The following is a 16,668-nucleotide window of genomic DNA, read 5'->3' as shown; positions in this document are numbered from 1 at the left end:
GGAGAGATGAGTATGGCAGAGGAAAGAGTAATTAAAATCGGAATGCTGGGTCTTGGCACCGTCGGTACCGGTGTGTACAAAGTGCTGAAAAGCCAGCAGGAGGAAATGCTTCCGAAGCTGGGAGCGCGTGTGGAGCTGAAAAAAATTCTCGTGCGCAATGTGGAAAAAGCAGCTGCAAAGGTTGATGATCCGTCGATCATTACCACGAACTTTGAGGACATTGCCAATGACCCGGAAATCGAGATTGTTGTTGAGGTTATGGGTGGAAAACAGCCGGCCATGAATTACATTCTTGCCTGCCTGGATGCTGGAAAGAATGTTGTAACGGCAAATAAAGATCTGGTGGCATCCGAGGGCAAAAAAATCCTTGCGACAGCAAAGAGAAACGGAAAAGATTTTCTCTATGAGGCATCCGTGGCGGGAGGAATTCCGATCATCCGTCCGGTGAAACAGTGCCTTTCCGCCAATCATATCACAGAGCTGATGGGTATTTTCAACGGTACCACAAATTTCATTCTCACAAAAATGTCGCAGGAAGGCATGGAGTTTGGTGATGCGCTCCGTCTGGCGCAGGACATGGGCTATGCAGAAGCAGACCCGACCGCAGATGTGGAAGGTCTTGATGCCGGCCGCAAGGTAGCAATCCTGGCTTCGGCAGCGTTCAACTCCAGAGTGACATTTGAAGATGTTTACACCGAAGGCATTACCAAAATCACGGCGACCGATATCGAGTACGCAAAAGAGATGGGATGCACGATCAAGCTGCTCGGCGTGGCAAAAGATACCCCGGAAGGAATCGAAGCCCGCGTTCATCCGATGCTGATCGACAGCAATCATCCGCTCGCGACTGTCAATGATTCCTACAATGCCGTATTCCTGACAGGCGATGCCGTACAGGATACGATGTTTTACGGACGAGGTGCCGGAGAGCTTCCGACTGCGAGTGCTGTTGTGGGCGATATTTTCGATGTTGTGCGCAATATTTTATGGAACTGCTGCGGCAGAATCGGCTGCACATGCTACCGGGAATGCCCGATCAAGCGTGTCGGCGAAATTAAGTCGAAATATTTTGTACGCATGCAGATTGAAAATCGGTATGGAACGCTGGCATCGGTAGCTTCTGTCTTTGGAAACAACAAGGTTTCGATTGCACAGATGCTTCAGAAACGTGTCAATGGAAAATACGCCGAGATCGTCGTCATTACGGACGAGGTCAAAGAGCGCCATTTTGAGGATGCCATGCAGATTTTAGGCGGAATGTCGATGATCCAGGAGATTTCCTCGACAATCCGGGTATACTAAAAAAATGTAACAATTCAGAGCCATGCGAAATGGAAGAAAAATCGCGAATCATGCTTGCGTGAAGGAGCGCTTTTTCTGGAATTTCATATGGCGAAAAGCAACATCGAGATGCAGCGTAAGCGGAATCGAGACGGGGCTCTGGATTGTTACCCAAAATTTAAGTAAAGAAGGGAATTCACAATGAGTAAAAAACCAACCGTATTAATGATTCTTGACGGATATGGACTGAATGACAAATGCGAGCATAACGCTGTCTGCGAAGCGAAAACTCCGATTATGGACCAGCTGATGAGCCAGTGCCCGTACGTAAAAGGACAGGCCAGCGGACTTGCTGTAGGTCTTCCGGACGGACAGATGGGTAACTCTGAGGTAGGCCATCTGAACATGGGCGCAGGCCGCGTTGTATATCAGGAGCTGACCAGAATCACAAAAGCAATCCAGGACGGCGATTTCTTCGAGAATGAAGAGCTGGTAAAGGCTGTTGAGAATGCAAAAGCAAATAATTCCGCACTGCACCTGTTCGGACTTCTCTCTGACGGCGGTGTTCACAGCCACATCACCCACGTATTCGGACTTCTGGAGCTGGCAAAACGCAAAGGTCTCGAGAAAGTTTATGTACACTGCTTCCTGGATGGCCGTGACACTCCTCCGGCATCCGGAAAATCCTATGTTGAGCAGCTGCAGGCAAAAATGGATGAGATCGGTGTCGGCGAAATCGGCGTGATCTCCGGCCGTTACTATGCAATGGACCGTGATAACCGCTGGGATCGTGTCGAGCTGGCTTACAAAGCGCTGACAAAAGGGGAAGGCGTAGAAGGAACCGATGCAGCAGAGGCTGTTCAGGCTTCTTATGATGCTGAAAAAACAGATGAGTTCGTTCTGCCGACCGTTCTGAAAAAAGACGGAAAACCGGTTGCAACGATTCAGGATAAAGACTCTGTAGTTTTCTTCAACTTCCGCCCGGACCGTGCAAGAGAGCTGACAAGAGCATTCTGCGCAGATGAGTTCACCGGATTCGAGAGAGAAAAACGTCTGGATCTGACCTACGTATGCTTCACGGAATACGATGAGACTATCCCGAACAAATCCGTTGCATTCAAAAAAGAAGAGATCACCAACACTTTCGGTGAGTATCTGGCAGCACATAACATGACTCAGGCACGTATTGCTGAGACCGAGAAATATGCACATGTAACCTTCTTCTTCAATGGCGGCGTTGAGGAGCCAAATAAAGGTGAGGATAGAATCCTTGTAAAATCCCCGAAGGTTGCTACTTATGACCTGAAACCGGAGATGAGTGCTTACGAAGTATGCGACAAGCTGACGGATGCTATTCGTTCCCAGAAATATGATGTTATCATCATCAACTTTGCAAATCCGGATATGGTTGGCCATACCGGTGTTGAGAGCGCAGCAATCCAGGCAGTTGAGGCTGTTGATGAGTGCGTAGGCAAGGCAGTTGATGCATTAAAAGAGGTTGACGGCCAGATGTTCATCTGTGCGGACCACGGAAATGCAGAGCAGCTTGTAGACTATGAGACTGGCGAGCCATATACCGCTCATACCACCAACCCGGTTCCGTTCATCCTGGTAAATGCAGATCCATCCTACACGTTAAGAGAGGGCGGCTGCCTGGCAGACATCGCACCGACCCTGATCGAGCTGATGGGAATGGAGCAGCCAAAAGAAATGACAGGAAAATCCCTGCTGATTAAGAAATAAAGAGAAATCGTGAAAATGTCCCTGCCGGATTCGTTTTGAAACGGGTGCGGCAGGGATATTTTGCTATAATAATCTGAAAATAAAAATAATTACGCAATAAGAGACAGAATAAAAATGGAAAACAGATAAAAAATCAAAATAAGGTGTTGACAAATGGTGAGAAAACTGATATAGTAAAGTCAACAAAAGAAAACGGAAGAAAAAAACAGAAAGAGAGGACGGACCACCGAGAACATAACGAATTACCCCATAAACTAAGAAAGCGAAGGTATGGACCCAAGAAAACGTAACGAAGTACCCCAAAGCGAAACAAAAGAACAAAAGAACAAAAAAAGAAAGGATTCAGTCCAATGCACAGTTCTAACTTATGAAAGCCATCCGAAAATGGAAAAATCGGATGGCTTTCATATTGCGTTTTTTATGTTTGAAAAGAATAAGGACTGGAAAAAAGAGGTTTCGACAGAGAGAGTAACATATTTTTCCCATAGCACGGTCATACTGTGAACGCAGAGAAGAAACTTGGTTACTGTTCACTTTGCAGCAAAACAGGAGGGAAAACTATGTTTCGATATTTACCAATTCGAAGCGTGACAGGAAGAGAAATTCTGGATTCGCGCGGAAATCCGACCGTAGAGGTGGAAGTGGCCGTCGGGGAGGGGATTCTCGGGCTGGAAGGCCATATGGGGCGTGCCCAGGTGCCGTCCGGGGCATCGACAGGAAAATTTGAGGCACTGGAAAAAAGAGATCAGGAAGCGCGCTATCTGGGGCAGGGCGTGAGAAAGGCTGTAGAAGCGGTCAATACCGTGCTGGCCGATGCCGTTGTCGGAGAGAATGCGCTCGAGCAGGAGCGGATCGACCATATCCTGTGCCAGGCAGACGGAACCGAAACGAAAGAAAACCTCGGGGCAAACGCCATTCTCGGTGTCTCACTTGCTGTGGCGCGCGCGGCGGCAAATGCGCTTCATCTGCCGCTGTACCAGTACCTGGGCGGCTGCCACACAAGCCGTATGCCCGTGCCGATGATGAATATTTTAAACGGCGGCCGTCATGCCGACAACACCGTCGATCTGCAGGAATTTATGATTATGCCGTGCGGCGCTCCCTCATTCCGGGAGGGTCTTTCCATGTGCGCGGAGATTTACCATACGCTGAAGCAGCTCCTGAAGGAGAAGGGATACTCGACTTCTGTCGGCGATGAGGGCGGCTTTGCGCCGGATTTAAAGGATTCCGATGAAGCACTGCAGCTCATTGTCAATGCGGTCCAGAAAGCCGGCTATGCGCCCGGAAACGACGTGATGATCGCGATCGATGCGGCGGCAAGCGAGCTCTACGAGGAGAGCAGGAACGTCTACTACTTTCCCGGGGAATCCCGTCAGTGCGGAAAGACAGTATTTCGGGATACCGCAGAAATGGTTGCCTACTATGAGGAACTGATCGAAAAATACCCGATCGTATCCATCGAAGACGGGCTGTGCGAGGACGATTTCGAAGGCTGGAAACAGATGACGGAAGCGCTCGGGAACAGAGTACAGCTGGTCGGGGATGATCTGTTTGTGACGAATGTAAGAAGGCTTTCCTGCGGCATTGCACTTGGCACGGCAAATGCGGTTCTGATCAAGGTAAACCAGATCGGAACGCTCTCTGAGGCGCTGGATGCGGTGGAGATGGCGCAGAGAGCAGGGTACCGCGCCGTCATTTCCCACCGGTCCGGAGAGACAGAGGATGATTTTCTGGCAGACCTTGCCGTCGCGACAGGCGCCGGCCAGATCAAAACCGGAGCACCGTGCCGGTCGGAGCGGAATGCGAAATACAATGAGCTTCTCCGCATCGAGGAACGCCTCGGTGAGGAAGCGAAATACCGGAATCCGTTCCCGCAAAAGGGAACCGGCGTAAGAGAATGGTGAAAAACGGCGTAAAACAGGCAAATAACAGTTGAAATCGTTCTTCCACTATGGTAAAATAATATAAGTTAGCCGTAGGAGGTGTAATTGTGGAAATTTTAAGAACGATTTTGACAGTCATTTATGTCATTGATTGTATTGCTTTAACCGTTGTTGTATTGATGCAGGAAGGAAAACAGCAGGGTCTCGGTGCTATTGCAGGTATCTCAGACACTTACTGGGGAAGAAACAAAAGCCGTTCTGCAGAAGGAACTCTGATCCGTGCAACAAAAATCATGGCAGTTCTGTTTATTGTACTGTCGGTTGTATTAAACATGAATTTTTAGCAAAGTAAAGACATCCTTATTCCCACGAGAAGGCGTAAGGGTGTCTTTTTCTACAAAGAGGAGATAATAGATGAAAGATAATAAGAAGAAAAAAGATCGGAGGAAATATCCGCAGGGCAGCGCGGCGTCCCATGCAGGACAGAACAGAGGGAACCATGGCGGTCATGCGGGCCATCCGCGTTCCAGAAGTTCGAAACTGCTGAAAAACCGCAAGACGCTGCTCATGGATCTCGTAAGCTCGAAAAACTATGAGCCGATGCGTCTGAAAGACATTGCCATGCTGCTGCAGGTGCCGAAAGCAAAACGGTCGGAGCTTGCGGAGGTTATGGAAATCCTGGTAAAAGAAGGAAAAATCGATGTGATCTCCGACGGCCGTTACCAGAAGAGCCGCGGTGCATCCACAACGACGGAAAAACGGGAAAAAAGAGACCGCCGCGCCGGAGAGCAGGGCAGAAGAGGACGCGATGACCGATTCCACAGAAAGAATGGAAAGGACGGCGACACAGAGAAGAAGCCGCGTATCCAGACTGTCGATATCCAGGCAGTCGTGGACGCTTACCAGATCCCGGAGGAGTTCCCGGCACGCGTGATCACACAGGCAGAAAAATGCCCGGAGGAAGTAATTCCAAACGATTACAACGGCCGCCTCGATCTGAAAAGCTGGCAGATGGTGACAATCGACGGCGAGGATGCCAAAGACCTCGATGACGCCGTATCCGTCACAAAAGCGGGCGATACGTGGACGCTTGGCGTTCATATCGCTGATGTGAGCAACTATGTGCAGGAAAATTCCGCCCTCGACCGTGAGGCGTTAAAGCGCGGCACCAGTGTCTATCTGCCGGACCGCGTCATTCCGATGCTGCCGAAGCGTCTGTCAAACGGCATCTGTTCCCTGAATGAAGGACAGGAGCGCCTGGCACTCTCCTGTATTATGACGATCAACGAGAAAGGCCGTGTGATCGGCCATCAGATCGCTGAGACGGTGATCCGCGTGGACCGCCGCATGACCTACACCGCCGTCAATGCAATCCTGACCGAGCCGGAAGCACATCCGGAGCTGATGGAGGAATATCATGAGCTGGTTCCGATGTTCCGCCAGATGCAGGAACTGTCTGCACTGATCCGGAGCTGTCGGAAAGAACGCGGAGCAATTGATTTTGAATTCCCGGAGAGCAAAGTAATTCTTGATGCAGAAGGGACGCCGGTGGAGATCTGCCCGTATCCGTCGAACGTGGCAACACGGATGATCGAGGACTTCATGCTGATGGCGAACGAGACCGTGGCAGAGGAATACTGCACACGCGAAATCCCGTTCTTATACCGGACGCATGACAAGCCGGACGGAGACCGCATGGAGGCAACGCTGACGCTGATCCGTGAACAGGGCATCAAAGTCGAAAAGCGTTCCCATGAGATTACGCCGGGTGAGGTGCAGAAGATTCTCACCAGCATCGAGGGAACCCCGGAAGAGCCGTTGATCAGCCGCCTGCTGCTCCGGTCGATGGCAAGAGCCATTTATACCCCGGAATGCAGCGGCCACTTCGGACTGGCAGCGTCATATTACTGCCATTTTACCTCACCAATCCGCCGTTACCCGGATCTGCAGATCCACCGCATTATCAAGGATGATCTGCGGGGACGTCTCGACAAGGGCGGCAGAATCGGCAAATATTCGTCCATTTTGCAGCATGTGGCGGAGCAGTCGAGTGCGATGGAGCAGCGTGCTGCAGAGGCAGAAAGAGAGGCTGTGAAGCTGAAGAAAGCCGAATATATGCTGGAGCATGTCGGCGAAGAGTACGACGGCGTCATTTCCGGCGTGACCGGCTGGGGCTTCTATGTAGAGCTGCCAAATACCGTCGAGGGACTCGTTCACATTATGACACTCAAAGACGATTATTACAATTTCGATGAAGAAAATTACCGTCTGGTCGGAGAGCAGCACGGAAGAGTATTCCGCCTTGGTGAGCCGGTGCGTGTCCGTGTACGAAACGCCGAGCCTGCCAACCGGACAATCGATTTTACGTATGTAGAAAAAGAAACCGAGACAGAATAAATCCCTGGAGGAAAAAGCTATGACAAAACAAAAAGGAAATCGAATGATTGCCAACAATAAAAAGGCATATCATGACTATTTTATCGAGGATAAATACGAGGCCGGCATCTCCCTTGCCGGTACCGAGGTAAAATCCCTCCGCATGGGAAAATGCAGCATCAAGGAATCCTTCATCCGCATTGAGCGTGATGAGGTATTCATATACGGCATGCACATCAGTCCGTACGAGAAGGGCAACATATTCAATAAAGACCCGCTGCGCATCCGGAAACTGCTGCTACACGACTATGAGATCCGCAAACTTGAGGCGCAGATCAAGGAAAAAGGCTACACGCTCGTTCCGCTGCAGGTGTATTTTAAAGGCAGCCTCGTAAAAGTCGAGATCGGTCTGGCACGCGGTAAAAAACTGTATGATAAACGGCAGGATATCGCAAAGAAGGATCAGAGACGTGAGGCGGAGAGAGATTTCAAAGTTAAAAATCTGTATTAAAAATCCTTGACAAAAAGTATGGGGAAAGACTATAATACGATATACGGCAGTTGAAAGAGAGTTTTCACTGCACCGGGACGATCTGTTTGCGTCCCCGTATCAAAGAAAAGCGTCTGTAGAACCAGCACGGGCTTGTACTGGTTTCGACGGGGGTTTTGAAGTTTGGGAAGCCATTCGTGGACTCCGGGACCGCGTCATCAACCTGGAACCTAAATTTAAACGCAGACGATAATTACGTAGCGTACGCTGCCTAAGTGCGGCGTTGTCAGCTGAATAGTTTTCCGCGGCTATTCTCCTGGCATCAAACAGATGCGGAGCACTTCGTTTCCAAAGCTTTGCGGAGATGGAAGATTTTATGAAGCTACCGAAGCGGCAAGCCTGTCATCCGGCGTGCCGATGGGGGAACCTTTAATAGAATGACTGTAATGGGAGATGCCTGAATGAATAGGCTTTCGGACAGGGGTTCGATTCCCCTCAGGTCCATACCTGAAAAACCGCTAAAATCCAGTGTTTTAGCGGTTTTTTTGTACATTTTTGATGGAAAAAACAGGGCAAAAATGCCGCTTTAGACCGTTTCAGACCGTTTAAAACCGCATGAATTTTGGTCAAAAAAGAAAGGAAAAATTCGAAATTTTGTCAAACTTTATCTTTATTCGCACTGTTAAGAACGTAAAAGAGACCGTTTCAAAGTGCTGCAGGCACATGAAGTAGAGATACTTGATGTGCCTGCTTTTTTGTACAATAGGAAAGTTCGACTTCCGTCGAACTCTTGATAAAAAGAGCCCGCACAAAGGCGGGCATGGCAAACAGACGATAGATTAAAAGAAGTCAATGTAAAAGCCTTCTTCAAATTCATCCTTATCAAGATCGTCATCTTCGGTAAGAAAATAGTGCATATGCACTATTTAAAAACGGTGGCTCCGTATAACAAAGATTTCTGTTCACAATATAAAAAAATATCCAGCAGGTTAACTTTTGAAGCGGTAAAACAAATGCTTAAGGATGTTTTGAGTTGGTAAGGGACTAATAGATTCTGTACTTTTCGCCCTATGATTGAATCTGATCATGCGCGAGAAAAGGAAAATAATAGAATTGACAGACTTGAAAAAATGAATTACGATTTTTAAAAGTACTGCATTGCTTGAATGAGAATTATATGTTAAGGTAACAGATATAAAGAGAACTTTAAGCATTGATTTATTAAAATAAACACGGATAGCGAGGTGTATTTATGACCATAGAAGAAATTCTTGCAGGAGAATCCAAAAACGTAGAATTCAAAGAGAACCTGCCGGAAAAGAGCATCAAATATATGAAGTCTGTGGTTGCCTTTGCAAATGGAACCGGAGGAAAAATTATTTTTGGAATTGCGGATAAAACCCGAGAAGTGGTTGGCTTTGACAAGGAAGATGTATTCAAAAAGATGGATGCGATTGCCAATGCCGTCTCGGATAGCTGTGAACCGGCAATTATTCCAGATATTACGCTGCAGACAGTTGATGGCAAGACGGTTATTGTGGCAGAAATTTCTGAAGGCAGACAGCGGCCATATTACATTAAAGCGCTTGGACGAGAGAGAGGCGTATATGTCCGTGTTGCTGGAACAACCCGGCTTGCTGACGAGTATATGATCAAAGAGCTGATGCTTGAGGGAAGCAATCGTTATTTTGATCAGGCGTTATGTACTGGACTGAGTGTTACAGAAGAAGAAATTGATACGCTTTGTAAAGCGATGAAGGAGCAGGCAGTCAAAAATGCCCATAATGAGGAGCAGAAAGCATCGGTAAAAGACGTTGGAAAGCAGCAGCTTCGATCATGGGGTATTTTGATTGAACGTGATGGAAAAGACTACCCTTCTAACGCTTATGCTATCTTAACGGGCTGTGGAGGGCTTCATGTTGCCATTCAGTGCGGTGTGTTTAAGGGAACAACGAAAGCGGTTTTTGTTGATCGAAGGGAATATACGGGTCCTTTGTGGGAACAAATAGAGGAAGCATTTCAGTTTGTTCTGCGAAATATTCATCTGGGAGCTACGCTTGTCGGCATTTACCGTCAGGATATTTATGAAATCCCGCCGGATGCAATTCGTGAGTTGATTATCAACGCGGTGGTGCATCGCAGCTATCTGGATCATGGTACAATACAGGTTGCGGTGTATGACAACCGACTGGAAATCACATCGCCGGGGAAATTGCCGATGGGACAAACGTTGGAGCGTATGAAAGAAGGCTATTCCAAAATCAGGAATGAAGCCCTTGCACATGCCTTTTCGTATATGAATCTGATTGAACATTGGGGAAGCGGGATTCCGAGAATTATAGACAAGGTAAAATCTGCTGGACTACATGAACCGGAGTTTATTGGTGGAGAAGTTGACTTGCGTATCAATATCTATCGAGGACAAAACGATACAAATAACGCCAGAATCAACGCCAAGAAAACAAAAAATGGCGTTAATGATATAAAAAATGGCATTGATGGCGTTAAAATATCACGAACGAAGGAACAGGTTCAGATAGAAAAACTGTTACAGGCTATAGAAAAGAACCCATTTGCAACCCAGGCGTATTATGCGGAACAGATCGGTGTGTCCAAAAGAACTGTTTCACGAATATTTGTTTCTTTACAGCAAAATGGTGTGTTGGTACAAAATGGAACAAACAGAAAATCGAATTGGGTAATCATAAAGTAGGAGAAACAGAAGAATGCAAATATTGGTCGATGCAGATGCCTGTCCGGTAATTGAGACGGTTGAGAAAATTGCAAAAGAGCATTGTGTTCCGGTAACACTGTTGTGCGATACCAATCATGATTTGATATTTGATATCGGATTATAGCGAAATAGTCGTGGTTGGTGATGGAGCAGATGCTGTGGATTATGAACTGATCCGTGTCTGTCATAAAGGCGATATTGTCGTATCGCAGGATTATGGTGTGACGGCGATAGCGTTGGGAAGAGGTTCTTATGCGATTCATCATTCTGGTAAATGGTACACGAATAAGAATATCGATTAGATGCTCATGGAGCGTTATTTAAACAACGAAGTGAAAAAATACCCGCATCATCGTGTCAGAAGGACAAAGAAGCGAAAAAAAGGCGGATACTGAGGGATTTGAACAGTCTTTTGAAAAAATGTTAGGGATGATACAGGAGAAAGAAGGAAAAGAGTTTAGAAGATAAAATTATCAGAGAGTGAAATAAAGTGATTTGATAATATTAGGAGATATGCCCGGATGCTATTTTTCAAAAAGGAAAAAGTGTCAGGGCATTTTTATGTGCAAAACTAATAAAAATAATTCTGAAAATATAGTAAAAATAAGCATATTGTCAAATGAAACGGAGGATATATAATAAAATATAGAAATATAAGCGGTGAGAAAAATTGAAAGGAAAAGTGCCTATGAAAAAACTCGGAAAATATGGTAAAAAGGTATTCTGCGTGGTAATTGGAATGCTATGTGCAGCAGCGATTGGCGCCTGTGGAAGCACACAAAGTGGGTCCCAAGATGAAAAAGATGTGAGAAATGATATTTCTGTCTATGAAGAGGGAGCTGATTTGGAAGGAACGCTTACATATGGAACCTTATTTATTGAGCCGCAGACCCAGCATATGATTGATTTATTTATGAAGGAGCATCCAGGCGTAAAAATTGAAACAAAGGTTGTTTTTGACAATGATGTTACGGATGAACAGTATAATGAAGGCTTAAATACCTTGCTTACAGAACTTGCATCGGATCAACGGGCGGATATTTATGATGCAACGTATTTACCATCGGAAATTAAGACGAAAGGCAGCGGCTATTTCGAGGACTTAAATCAGTATATTGATGCAGATCCTAATTTTAACAGAGATGATTATTACGATAATATCCTGCGAGCAGCAGAAGTCGATGGAAAACTGTATCAAATTCCGGAAGGTTTTTATTATGTTATGCTTCGGTTGAATAGAAACATAACGGATGAACTGAATTATGAAGTCCCGGACGAAATGGATATCAATGATTTATATGAGTTATATCAGCAGGCCAAGCCAATTGCAGATGATGATTTTACGATTGATGTACAAAACAATATTTACGTGTTTCTGCCGATGACAGAGGACAGAGCTTATTTGAAGAAGGAAGAAGTAAATTTTGATTCAGAAAATTATGTGGATTTTCTGAGAAAAATGCAGGAACTGTATCAATATCAACCATCCTATGCGACCCATGCATTCACGGATATTAAAAGCTTTTCCGGAAAGAGTGTCCTGCTGAATACATTTACAAATTTACTCGAAGGTTCTCCGAGCGGAATGTTTGAAGAAACCGATACGGCAACAAAACCGATCCTGTTGAAATCAACGGATGGAAAAATTCCTTTCTGGAGAATTGGTGAGGACTTTTCCATGAGTTCAGGCTGCAAAGATAAAGCGCTTGCATGGGAATTTATCAAATTCTGCATTGGTCAGAAACAATTTGAGTTCGAAGATGCAAACAGTGATTCTTACTACAGAAATTTCTTTACCTATGGCAGTATGCTGAACAAAGAAAACACACGGCAGCTTGTTGCGTATCAATTGGAAAATGATGACGACACAGCAGAAAAATGGGAAGCATACAATGAAAAAGTTTCTGCAAAAGCTTTTCGGGATTTACAGTTAGACAGTATTTTGACTGAAATTCGAAACGAATGTATGGAGCAGAAAATCACCCCAGAGGAATGTGCGAAGCTTTTTCAGCAAAGAGCAGAGCTTTATGTTAATGAGTAGAAGCTGTCCTTAATCCATGGAATCAGGTATATGAAATGAAAAAACGAAATTTTATTTATATGTGTTTTATCCTTCCAAGTTTTATCGGGATCATGGCTTTTTACATCGTGCCGTTTCTTCTGTCCTTGTATTTTGCAGTGATTGACAACATGATGAACAAGGAATGGGTGGGTCTTAAAAACTTTAAACTGTTATTCGAAAATGAGTTATTCCTTTCAGCACTCCGTAATACCGGAATTTTTTGCGGGATTGCAATACCGCTGGGAATGGCGATTGCTTTGCTTCTGGTACTGGTTTTGAAAAAGCAGAGGAGAGGTCGAATTCTTCTTATCCTGCTCCTGATCCCATTAATCGTTCCATCTGGAACGGTGATTGCTTTCTGGAAATATTTGTTTGAGAGAAATGGTTTTCTGGATGGGTTTTTACAGCTTTTTGGAAAAAACATGTTCGATATTGAGAATTCCAGATGGGCCATTTTGATTATTATCCTGATGTATCTGTGGAAAAATATCAGTTTTTCGATTGTCCTTTTCTGGTCCGGGATAAACTGGATTCCGCAGATCTATCATGAGCAGTGCCAGCTGGATGGAGCTACAGGGCGGCAGGAATTCCAATATATTACATGGATCTTATTAAAACCAACGACGTTAGTTGTGCTGTTGATGTCGATCGTGAATTCTTTTAAGGTTTTTAAAGAGATCTATATGCTGTATGGGGCCTATCCATCACCGTATGTTTATATGCTGCAGCACTATATGAATAACCAGTTTTTGTCACTTAATATGCAGAAACTGTCAGCTGCAGCATGGTGTATGTTTCTCATACTGGGAATCTTTCTGGGCATCATTTATCGGGTCCAGAGGAAGAATCTGGATTATTTGTAAAGATCTTTTGTGGGTGATTTTATGAAAAAGAGATATTCGAATTTTTTCGAAAAGCTGATCTGCATGGGAGCTGTCATTTTGGCAGTCATTCCGTTGTTGTTTGTGGCTGGAAAGTCGGTACAAGTTCCAGAAGAGTATCTTATATTGCTCTTTAAGAGACCTTTGTATTTGCGGATGATGTGGAATTCCCTGATTATTACTATTCCGGTTTTGATTGGACAGCTTTTGCTTGCACCGCTTGCCGCATACGGCTTTTGGCAATGCAGGTGGAAATACAAGGAGATTTTGTTCTATCTTTACATGATTGTCATGCTTATGCCGCTGCAGCTGACTTTAGTGCCAAATTATTTAGTGGCGAATTGGCTGGGCATTCAAAATTCGTCCTTGGCAATTATTCTTCCGGCAATGTTTCAGCCATTGGGGGTATTTCTGATTCGTCAGCAGATACAGGATTTTCCGCAGGAAACGTTAGAAGCAGCCAGACTGGACGGAGCCAGCGAATACAGAATTTATCGTTCCATTGTAAAGCCTAATTTGAGTTCAGCCATTGCTGCTGCATTAATCCTGATTTTTATTGACAATTGGAATATTGTAGACCAGGCGGTCATTTTTTTGAGAGAGCCATATCAGCAGCCGTTATCCGTGTATCTTTGCCAGATTTTAGAGGAACAGCCGGATATCTTTTATGCAGCGTCCGTTTTTTACGCAGTACCAGTTTTATTGATATTCTTAATGGGACAGGACTATTTGATACAGGGAATCAGTATGTCCGGTGTGAAAGCGTAGAGGGGAAGAAAGTACGATGAAGTTCAAAAAAATAAGTATAGGGTTAATCGCTCTGTGGTTTCTGTTTTTAACTGCCGCAACGTTTTGGTCGGTCAAAGAAGAGAACAAAACGCTTCCTTCCGTCTGGACAGAGGAGGCACAGGAAGGCAGCATTGAGTATGAATTTCCAGTTGATTTGGAAGTAAGCGCAGCTGATCAGGCAATTGGCTATATCAGCGTGTATGATAACGTTCCGGAATCTTTGCTGCAGGAGGGCAGAGATCTTCTGGTTGGAAAAGTGTGTTCTGTCATTCGAAAGGATGATTTGTATGAGCTTACGGTAGATCTGTATGAAAAACATTCGATTGGTGAAAACGTTGAGGGAAAAATCGAAATCACTTCTGAAGATGTTTTTTCAAAAGTGATCACACGGCAGGCGATTCATGAAGGAGACTTTGGAAAAACGTGTGTCTATTATATTAAGCGTCAGAAGGGAGCCTGGGGGTATGAAAATATTCTGGAAGAAAAAGCTGTGACATGTTTTCCAAATAGAAATTCAGATTTCGTGGTACTTTTATCAGAAGTAGACGAACCGATGGTCGTAAGCACATCAGAACTGACAAATGGAGAACGGGTGAAATTAACAGAAAAAGATTAAGGAAAAGAATACAGCCTCACTACCGGGACTTTCAGGGGTGAGGCTGTTTCATTATGTTCTATGCATGTGCCGATTTATACAGGCTTTAAAACACATTATCATCCGAATAATGCGTCATGATACCTTTCGCATTGTAGCCCAATATATTCCGTAACTTATCAATTGCATTTGCTTCTATATATTGATTATGCCATAACCGCTTCATAAGAACTACGGTCCTAATCGTAAGAACTGGAAACATTGTGAATGACAATGAAAAATGTACGACTATCACCAAAGCCGGAAGCCTAGAAACAGGAGATGCGACCTTGACCGGCATTTTAATGGCGCTGGTGGCAGGATTTTTCGGTGTGCTGGAAGAAACCGTCCGCAGAAAAAACGCCAGTAATGCGGTGGTAATTTAAAAAATATGGAAACAAGGAACGATATAGCTTAACGGCTATGCCGTTCTTTGTTTTTTACTTAAGTACATGTTAGAAATTCCCTGGTATCTGACAATCACACATTATTTTTACGTAATTTAATGTGTGTTCGTCGCTTTACAGTTGATAATCACACATTATTTCAATATAATATAATGTGTGATTGTCAAAGAGGGGTGAGAAACATGAATGTTAAGGAGAAAATCGAAGAACTGCGAGAAGCGTCAGAGGACGGTACGATTACCGCAGCGCAAGTAACAGAAGCCGGACTGCACCGCAGCGTTTTACAGAAGTTTGTCAAGAGCGGCGAGATATACCGCTTCGGGCGTGGCCTGTATGTGTGGAGCGACGTATGGGAGGATGATTTCTACCTTTTACAGCGAAAGTATGGGCGCGGAATTTATTCGCACGATACTGCTTTGTATCTGCGGGGCTATTCGGATCGTACCCCGGCAAAATATACGATGACCTTTCCCAAAGGCTACAATGCTTCATCCTTGAAACGGGAAAATCTAATTGTCAAGCGCGTTGTGCCGGAGAACTATGAACTTGGCAGAATTGAAATGAAATCCCCATCCGGCAATCCAATTCGTGTTTACAATTTGGAACGGACGCTGTGTGACATCCTGCGCGGCAGCGGCAGTGATATACAGATTGTCGGAGAAGCTATGAAACGCTATGCAGCATCCAAGGATAAGAACATTCACAGACTGATGCAGTACGCAGATCAGCTTCGTGTGAAGCCCAAGGTGCTGCGATATATGGAGGTTTTGCTATAGACTGTTTCAGACCGAAAAAAATGGGGTCAAAATCGCGGTCGAAAATTAAGGGGAAAAGGAAAAATTTTCCATAAAAAAGTTGATTATCTGATAGAAAAATGAAAAGGGGAGCAGATATGCAGTTACTAATCAAACAACGTGTATTTTCCTGGTCAGACACGTATGATATCTATGACGAGCAGGGGAACCAAAAGTATTTTGTGAAAAATGAATTTATCTCGCTGGGACACCGTCTGCATGTGTACGATGCGGCGCATAATGAAATTGGGTTTATCAAACAGAAATTATTTTGCTTTCTTCCGACTTTTGAAATTGAATGGAACGGGCAGTTAATGGGACATATCGAAAAACGTTTTGCACTGTTCCGCCCCCAATACGATGTAGATTTCATGGGATGGCGTGCAGAAGGTGACTTCATGGGATGGGATTACGATGTATATGAAGCCTGCAGTGCAGTCGTCCACGTACATAAAAAACTTCTGAGCTGGGGTGACACGTATGTCATCGAATATGATAATCCGAGCAATGAAATTCCGGCATTATTACTGGTGCTGGCGATCGATGCGGCAAACTGTTCACAAAATAATGGATAGCTGGCAGTGTCTGGAATGG

14 protein-coding genes, 1 other RNA gene and 1 pseudogene are annotated in these 16,668 nt (G+C 45.0%); all 16 read left to right on the top strand.

Annotation, left to right across the window (positions count from 1 at the left end; all coding sequences use genetic code 11):
* Positions 1-12: 12 nt before the first annotated feature.
* On the top strand, positions 13-1,302 hold the full coding sequence (locus tag I2G42_RS01860) for a homoserine dehydrogenase (RefSeq protein WP_195530659.1): 1,290 nt from the start codon (positions 13-15) through the stop codon (positions 1,300-1,302).
* A 180-nt stretch (positions 1,303-1,482) separates the two neighbouring features.
* Positions 1,483-3,024, top strand: a complete 1,542-nt coding sequence (gene gpmI, locus I2G42_RS01855; RefSeq protein WP_055218206.1) for a 2,3-bisphosphoglycerate-independent phosphoglycerate mutase — start codon at positions 1,483-1,485, stop codon at positions 3,022-3,024.
* Positions 3,025-3,294: 270 nt separating this feature from the next.
* Complete coding sequence (locus I2G42_RS01850) at positions 3,295-3,528, top strand: hypothetical protein (RefSeq protein WP_195530658.1); 234 nt, start codon at positions 3,295-3,297, stop codon at positions 3,526-3,528.
* A gap of 56 nt (positions 3,529-3,584) precedes the next feature.
* The gene (eno, locus tag I2G42_RS01845) at positions 3,585-4,928 is read left to right on the top strand and encodes a phosphopyruvate hydratase (RefSeq protein WP_117814074.1); all 1,344 of its coding nucleotides are present in this window, start codon (positions 3,585-3,587) and stop codon (positions 4,926-4,928) included.
* An 86-nt stretch (positions 4,929-5,014) separates the two neighbouring features.
* Positions 5,015-5,251 (top strand): preprotein translocase subunit SecG, encoded by a 237-nt coding sequence (secG, locus tag I2G42_RS01840; RefSeq protein WP_055226503.1) that lies wholly within the window; start codon positions 5,015-5,017, stop codon positions 5,249-5,251.
* 223 nt (positions 5,252-5,474) lie between these two features.
* On the top strand, positions 5,475-7,304 hold the full coding sequence (gene rnr / locus I2G42_RS01835) for a ribonuclease R (protein WP_416388225.1): 1,830 nt from the start codon (positions 5,475-5,477) through the stop codon (positions 7,302-7,304).
* A 19-nt stretch (positions 7,305-7,323) separates the two neighbouring features.
* Positions 7,324-7,794, top strand: coding sequence for an SsrA-binding protein SmpB (gene smpB / locus I2G42_RS01830; RefSeq protein WP_195530657.1), 471 nt, complete (start codon positions 7,324-7,326; stop codon positions 7,792-7,794).
* 128 nt (positions 7,795-7,922) lie between these two features.
* Positions 7,923-8,280, top strand: a transfer-messenger RNA (tmRNA) gene (gene ssrA, locus I2G42_RS01825).
* Positions 8,281-9,025: 745 nt separating this feature from the next.
* Entirely contained in the window at positions 9,026-10,486 is a 1,461-nt protein-coding gene (locus tag I2G42_RS01820; protein ID WP_195530656.1) for an RNA-binding domain-containing protein, read from the top strand.
* 13 nt (positions 10,487-10,499) lie between these two features.
* Positions 10,500-10,806 (top strand): annotated as a pseudogene (locus tag I2G42_RS16940) (DUF188 domain-containing protein); the annotation flags it as partial.
* A 428-nt stretch (positions 10,807-11,234) separates the two neighbouring features.
* Positions 11,235-12,548, top strand: a complete 1,314-nt coding sequence (locus tag I2G42_RS01810) for an ABC transporter substrate-binding protein (RefSeq protein ID WP_195530655.1) — start codon at positions 11,235-11,237, stop codon at positions 12,546-12,548.
* A 35-nt stretch (positions 12,549-12,583) separates the two neighbouring features.
* The gene (locus I2G42_RS01805) at positions 12,584-13,432 is read left to right on the top strand and encodes a carbohydrate ABC transporter permease (RefSeq protein ID WP_055266562.1); all 849 of its coding nucleotides are present in this window, start codon (positions 12,584-12,586) and stop codon (positions 13,430-13,432) included.
* 21 nt (positions 13,433-13,453) lie between these two features.
* The gene (locus I2G42_RS01800) at positions 13,454-14,218 is read left to right on the top strand and encodes a carbohydrate ABC transporter permease (protein WP_147326093.1); all 765 of its coding nucleotides are present in this window, start codon (positions 13,454-13,456) and stop codon (positions 14,216-14,218) included.
* A 16-nt stretch (positions 14,219-14,234) separates the two neighbouring features.
* Positions 14,235-14,855 carry a hypothetical protein gene (locus I2G42_RS01795; RefSeq protein WP_195530654.1) on the top strand — a complete coding sequence of 207 codons (621 nt, stop codon included), beginning with the start codon at positions 14,235-14,237 and terminating at the stop codon, positions 14,853-14,855.
* Between the two features lie 607 nt (positions 14,856-15,462).
* Positions 15,463-16,056, top strand: a complete 594-nt coding sequence (locus I2G42_RS01790) for a type IV toxin-antitoxin system AbiEi family antitoxin domain-containing protein (protein WP_022463308.1) — start codon at positions 15,463-15,465, stop codon at positions 16,054-16,056.
* Positions 16,057-16,172: 116 nt separating this feature from the next.
* Positions 16,173-16,649: an LURP-one-related/scramblase family protein gene (locus I2G42_RS01785; RefSeq protein ID WP_055218192.1), complete on the top strand. Its 477-nt coding sequence runs from the start codon at positions 16,173-16,175 to the stop codon at positions 16,647-16,649.
* Positions 16,650-16,668 lie beyond the last annotated feature (19 nt).

The sequence above is a fragment of the Fusicatenibacter saccharivorans genome (genome assembly GCF_015557635.1).
In the GTDB taxonomy this organism is placed as follows: Bacteria; Bacillota; Clostridia; order Lachnospirales; family Lachnospiraceae; genus Fusicatenibacter; species Fusicatenibacter saccharivorans.
This window is presented reverse-complemented; position numbering and strand designations above follow the sequence as displayed.